Origin of the sequence: Pseudorhodobacter sp., assembly GCF_030452865.1 — a bacterium.
GTDB lineage: Bacteria > Pseudomonadota > Alphaproteobacteria > Rhodobacterales > Rhodobacteraceae > Pseudorhodobacter.
On sequence record NZ_JAKDLJ010000309.1, the window covers coordinates 1 to 4,506 of the forward strand.

At 63.9% G+C, this 4,506-nt stretch carries 5 protein-coding genes and 1 pseudogene; 1 reads left to right on the top strand and 5 read right to left on the bottom strand.

Annotated elements, in window-relative coordinates; translation table 11 throughout:
• The 5 genes from L0H65_RS15155 to L0H65_RS15175 all read right to left on the bottom strand — a co-directional run.
• On the bottom strand, nt 1-766 hold a 766-nt coding region (locus L0H65_RS15155), incomplete at its 3' end, for a molybdopterin molybdotransferase MoeA (RefSeq protein WP_301459881.1).
• On the bottom strand, nt 763-1,248 hold the full coding sequence (moaC, locus tag L0H65_RS15160) for a cyclic pyranopterin monophosphate synthase MoaC (protein ID WP_301459882.1): 486 nt from the start codon (nt 1,246-1,248) through the stop codon (nt 763-765). The genes moaC and L0H65_RS15155, both read right to left, overlap by 4 nt.
• Nucleotides 1,248-2,060 (bottom strand): indole-3-glycerol phosphate synthase TrpC, encoded by an 813-nt coding sequence (trpC, locus tag L0H65_RS15165; RefSeq protein ID WP_301459883.1) that lies wholly within the window; start codon nt 2,058-2,060, stop codon nt 1,248-1,250. Before trpC ends, moaC begins: the two co-directional genes overlap by 1 nt.
• A gap of 36 nt (nt 2,061-2,096) precedes the next feature.
• Complete coding sequence (gene trpD / locus L0H65_RS15170) at nt 2,097-3,110, bottom strand: anthranilate phosphoribosyltransferase (protein ID WP_301459884.1); 1,014 nt, start codon at nt 3,108-3,110, stop codon at nt 2,097-2,099.
• Complete coding sequence (locus L0H65_RS15175; protein WP_301459885.1) at nt 3,107-3,688, bottom strand: aminodeoxychorismate/anthranilate synthase component II; 582 nt, start codon at nt 3,686-3,688, stop codon at nt 3,107-3,109. The genes trpD and L0H65_RS15175 overlap by 4 nt, the downstream gene beginning before the upstream one ends.
• Before the next feature lie 150 nt (nt 3,689-3,838).
• Between L0H65_RS15175 and L0H65_RS15180 the strand changes: the two are divergent.
• A pseudogene (locus tag L0H65_RS15180) lies at nt 3,839-4,506 on the top strand (hypothetical protein); the annotation flags it as partial.

Sequence of the window (4,506 nt, forward strand, 5' to 3'; positions counted from 1 at the left end):
CGGCGGCCACCTTGCCCACCAGATCATGATCGCCCACCGAGGCGCCGCCGACGGTGACAATCAGATCGGCCCCCTCTGCCTGCCCAAAGATCGTTCGCAAACTGTCTTCGGTATCGCGGGCAATCGGCAGCATGCGGGCAACCGCGCCTGTATCCTCCACCATCGCTTTCAGGGCGAAACTGTTGGAGGCGATGATCTGATCGGGCGCTGGGGATTCGCCGGGCATCACCAGCTCATCGCCGGTCGCGATGATCGCGACCACGGGGCGGCGGGTGACGGTGACCTCCGCGATGTTCATCGCCGCAAGCAGTGCGACATCGGCAGGGCGCAAGCGGCGGGGCGAAACCGCGTCGCCAATGCGGAAATCCTGCCCCTTGGCGCGGATATGGCCGGACAGATCGAGGCGTTCCGACAGGGTGATGCGGGCCGGGGTCGCGGTCACATCTTCCTGCATGACGACCCGCTCCGCGCCTTCCGGGACCGGCGCACCGGTGAAAATGCGCAAGGCTTGACCGGGAAAAAGCCTACCCTGCCAGCCGTGCCCGGCGGCGGAGGTGCCGATGATTTCGAACGTGGCGCCGGGCAGGGCTGCGCCGCAAATCGCATAGCCGTCCATCGCGGAGGCATCGAAGGGCGGCTGGTCGCGGCTGGCTATGGCGGGCGTGGCGAGCCAACGGCCATTGGCCTGCGCCAGATGCGCGGTTTCGGTGGGCATCGGGGTGACCAGATCGAACAGCCTTGAGAGCGCGTCCTGCACCGAAATCATGACTCGGCCTGAAAGCGGCCGGATCTACCGCCGTCCTTGAGAAGTAGCTTCACTTCGGAAATTTCCATCGCCTTGTCAACGGCCTTCACCATGTCATAGATCGTCAGTGCGGCCACGGTAACCGCTGTCAGCGCCTCCATCTCCACCCCGGTCTGACCGCCGGTTTTCACCGTGGCCTCGATCACGACGCCGGGGATTGCGGCATCCGGGGTCAGATCAATCGCGACTTTGGTGAGGGGGAGCGGGTGGCAAAGCGGGATCAGATCGGCGGTCTTCTTGGCCGCCATGATCCCGGCCAGACGGGCAACGCCCAGAACATCGCCCTTGGCGGCACGGCCTTCGGTGATCAGGGCCAGCGTTTCGGCGGCCATTTGCACCACAGCACGGGCCACGGCGATGCGGGCGGTGACGGGCTTTTCGGACACATCGACCATATGGGCATGACCCGCTGCGTCAAAATGGCTGAGCGGGTTTTCCGCCATCACATCCGCCCCGGCGCGTTCAGCGGTTTTGACAGGATCATCCGGGTTGCCGCCTCGACATCATCTTGGCGCATCAGACTTTCGCCAATCAGAAAGCATCGCGCACCGAAACGGGCAACATCGGCCAGGTCGTCAGGGGTGAACAGCCCGGATTCAGAGATGATCAGCCGATCTTCCGGCACCCTTCGCGCCAGATCGCGGGTGGTTTGCAGCGTCACCTCAAAACTGTTGAGATCGCGGTTGTTGATGCCGACCAGCGGTGATTGCAGGAGTTCGGCGCGTTCCAACTCCTCCCGGTTGTGGACTTCGATCAGCACATCCATGCCAAGAGCAACAGCGGTGTCTTCAAGTTCCTTCGCCTGCGCGTCACTGACGGAGGCGAGGATGATCAGGATACAATCAGCATGAAGCGCGCGGGATTCGACGACCTGATAGGGGTCATAGAGAAAATCCTTGCGCAGGCAGGGCAGCTTGGTCGCGGCATGGGCCTTCGTGAGGAATTCATCGGCTCCCTGAAAGGAGGGCGCATCTGTCAGCACCGAAAGGCAGGTGGCCCCCCCCGCCTCATAGGCTTTCGCCAGTGCCTCGGGGTCAAAATCGGCGCGGATCAGACCTTTTGAGGGGCTGGCCTTCTTGATTTCGGCAATCAAGCCGTAGCCATGAGCGGAGGCGGTTTTCAGTGCTTCGGCAAAGCCGCGTGGTGCGGGGGCGTCATGCGCAGCGGACTCGAGATCGGCCAAGGGGGTGGCGGCTTTGCGGGCTGCAACCTCCTCCAGCTTGTAGGATTTGATCTTGTCGAGGATTGTGGTCATCGCTTTGGCCCGTTCTGATTGGATTTCAACAGGATATCAGGCGTTGGTCAGACGCGCCAGTGCCTCCAGCCGCGCGCGGGCGGCCCCCGAGTCAATGCTGCTGCGCGCAAGGTCGACGCCGTGTTTCAGGTCGGTGGCCTTGCCCGCAACCAACAGGGCGGCGGCAGAATTGAGCAGAACGGCATCGCGGTACGCGCCTGCGGCCCCGTTCAACAAAGCGCGAAACGCGCGGGCATTATCGGCGGGGCTGCCGCCCATGATCGCCTCGAACGGATGGAGGGGCAGGGCTGCATCTTCGGGATGGACCTCAAATTCCGTGATCGCGCCATCTTTCAGCGCCGCGACCTGCGAGGGGAATGCGATGGACAACTCATCTGTGCCATCCCCACCATGCACCAACCACGCGGAGGTGGAGCCGAGCGCCAGCAAAACCTCTGCCATCGGGCGGATCAGGGCGGGGCTATAGGCACCCGTCAATTGGATTTTCACCCCGGCAGGGTTGGTCAGCGGGCCGAGGATGTTGAACAGGGTTCCGGTGCCCAGTTCCAGCCGGACCGGCGCGACGTGGCGGGTGGCGGGGTGGTGCATCGGCGCCATCATGAAGCCGATCCCGGCTTCCTTCAGGCAGGTTTCAACCACGGCGGGCCCGACCATCACATTCAGGCCCAGTTCGGTCAACGCATCCGCCGCACCGGATTTCGACGACAGGTTGCGGTTGCCGTGCTTGGCGACCACCACGCCCGCACCCGCAACCACAAATGCGGTTGCAGTGGAAATGTTCAGCGTGCCTTTGCCGTCGCCCCCGGTGCCGACAATCTCCATCGCCCCCGCAGGCGCTTTCACCGCATGACATTTGACGCGCATGACATGGGCGGCGGCGGCAATCTCATCCACAGTCTCGCCGCGTGTGCGCAGGGCCATCAGCAAGCCGCCCATCTGCGCGGGCGTTGCATCACCGTCAAACATTGCGGCAAAGGCGCTTTCGGCCTCGGCGCGCGACAAGGGGCGTTGGCAGGCAGCGGCGATCAGGGGTTTCAGGCGGTCGCTCATGCAGGTTCCTTCACGCGGGTCAGAAAGTTTTTCAGCAAGGCGTGGCCGTGCTCTGACGCGATGCTTTCGGGGTGGAATTGCACGCCTTCGATTGCATGGGTTTTGTGGCGCAGGCCCATGATGGTGCCATCCTCCAGCCAGGCCGTGATTTCCAGACAATCGGGCAGGGTGGTGCGGTCCACCACAAGGCTGTGATAGCGGGTGGCCTTGAACGGTGAGGGCAGACCCGCAAAGACGCCCGCGCCATTGTGCTGCATCAGCCCCATCTTGCCATGCACAATCTCATGGCAGCGGATCACATCGCCGCCAAAGGCCTGGCCGATGGATTGATGCCCGAGGCAGACGCCGAGCAGCGAGATACCTGCTTGCGCCGCGGCCAGTGTCAGATCAAGACAAATCCCGGCCTCCGACGGCGTGCAGGGACCGGGGGACAGCACGATCGCATCGGGTTTCAGGGCAAGCGTGGCGGCGACATCCCGCGCATCGTTGCGTTGTACCTGCACATCCGCGCCCAATTCACCGAGATAATGCACCAGATTATAGGTGAAACTGTCATAATTGTCGATCAGAAGCAGCATTTTGCCCAACCCGTGCCATTGCATGTCTGTTTGGGGGTGAACCCGTTTGCACCCCGCGCTATACATGGGCCGAGCGGCACAGGGGCGTCAAGGGAAACCCTCCCTTTTTAGAACCTCTGCGCGGGTGGTGTGCAGGCAGGAGGGTCTGGTGTGAGCCGAGGGTTTTGGGCAGGATTGGGCTGGGGCACAGCCGTTGCCGGGGCAGGATTGGTCGCCGCCGTTCTGGTGTCGGAACCTCCGGTCGTGGATGGCGGAAGCGGGCAGGGTGCGGCTGTGACTGACGCCGGAACGGCGCAGCAGCCAGGTGCGGAGCGTGCGGCAGAACCGACCGGCAAAATACCCCCCCAGCCGACAACAGAGCCAACCGCCGAGACAACGGCAGACACGGCGACACCGCCGCAGGTAACGCCGCAAGTAACTGCAGAGGCAGCGCCAGCCGCAAACGATGGTGCGACCGGGGCCGCATCAGTTCCCGCCCAGTCCGAAACAGCCGTTCCTGAAACACCAGCACTGCCAGATATGACGCTGGCGACCCCGGCCTCTCCGCAAGACACGGTTCCGGACCGGGTGACGACAGGCGTTGTATCAGACAGGTCCGCGAAACTGCCCGAAGGCGATGCTGCCCCGATGGTGACAACCGCACCGCTGGCGCCGATGACGCCTGCGCAAAGCAGTGCCACGATGCCGCCCGCATCCGGGGCGTCGAGCGCGGCCACTCCCGAAGCGCAAACTGCGATGGCCACCCCCGAGGCGCCGCGGGTCAGCGGCGCCGCCCCTGCACTGGCCAGCAAGGATGATTCCGCCGCTGTCCCGATGGG

What these genes read in the sequence shown, in the direction of transcription:
- trpC (WP_301459883.1), bottom strand. Translation starts at nt 2,060, where the DNA reads ATGACCACAATCCTCGACAAGATCAAATCCTACAAGCTGGAGGAGGTT.
- trpD (WP_301459884.1), bottom strand. Translation starts at nt 3,110, where the DNA reads ATGAGCGACCGCCTGAAACCCCTGATCGCCGCTGCCTGCCAACGCCCC.
- L0H65_RS15175 (WP_301459885.1), bottom strand. Translation starts at nt 3,688, where the DNA reads ATGCTGCTTCTGATCGACAATTATGACAGTTTCACCTATAATCTGGTG.
- moaC (WP_301459882.1), bottom strand. Translation starts at nt 1,248, where the DNA reads ATGGCGGAAAACCCGCTCAGCCATTTTGACGCAGCGGGTCATGCCCAT.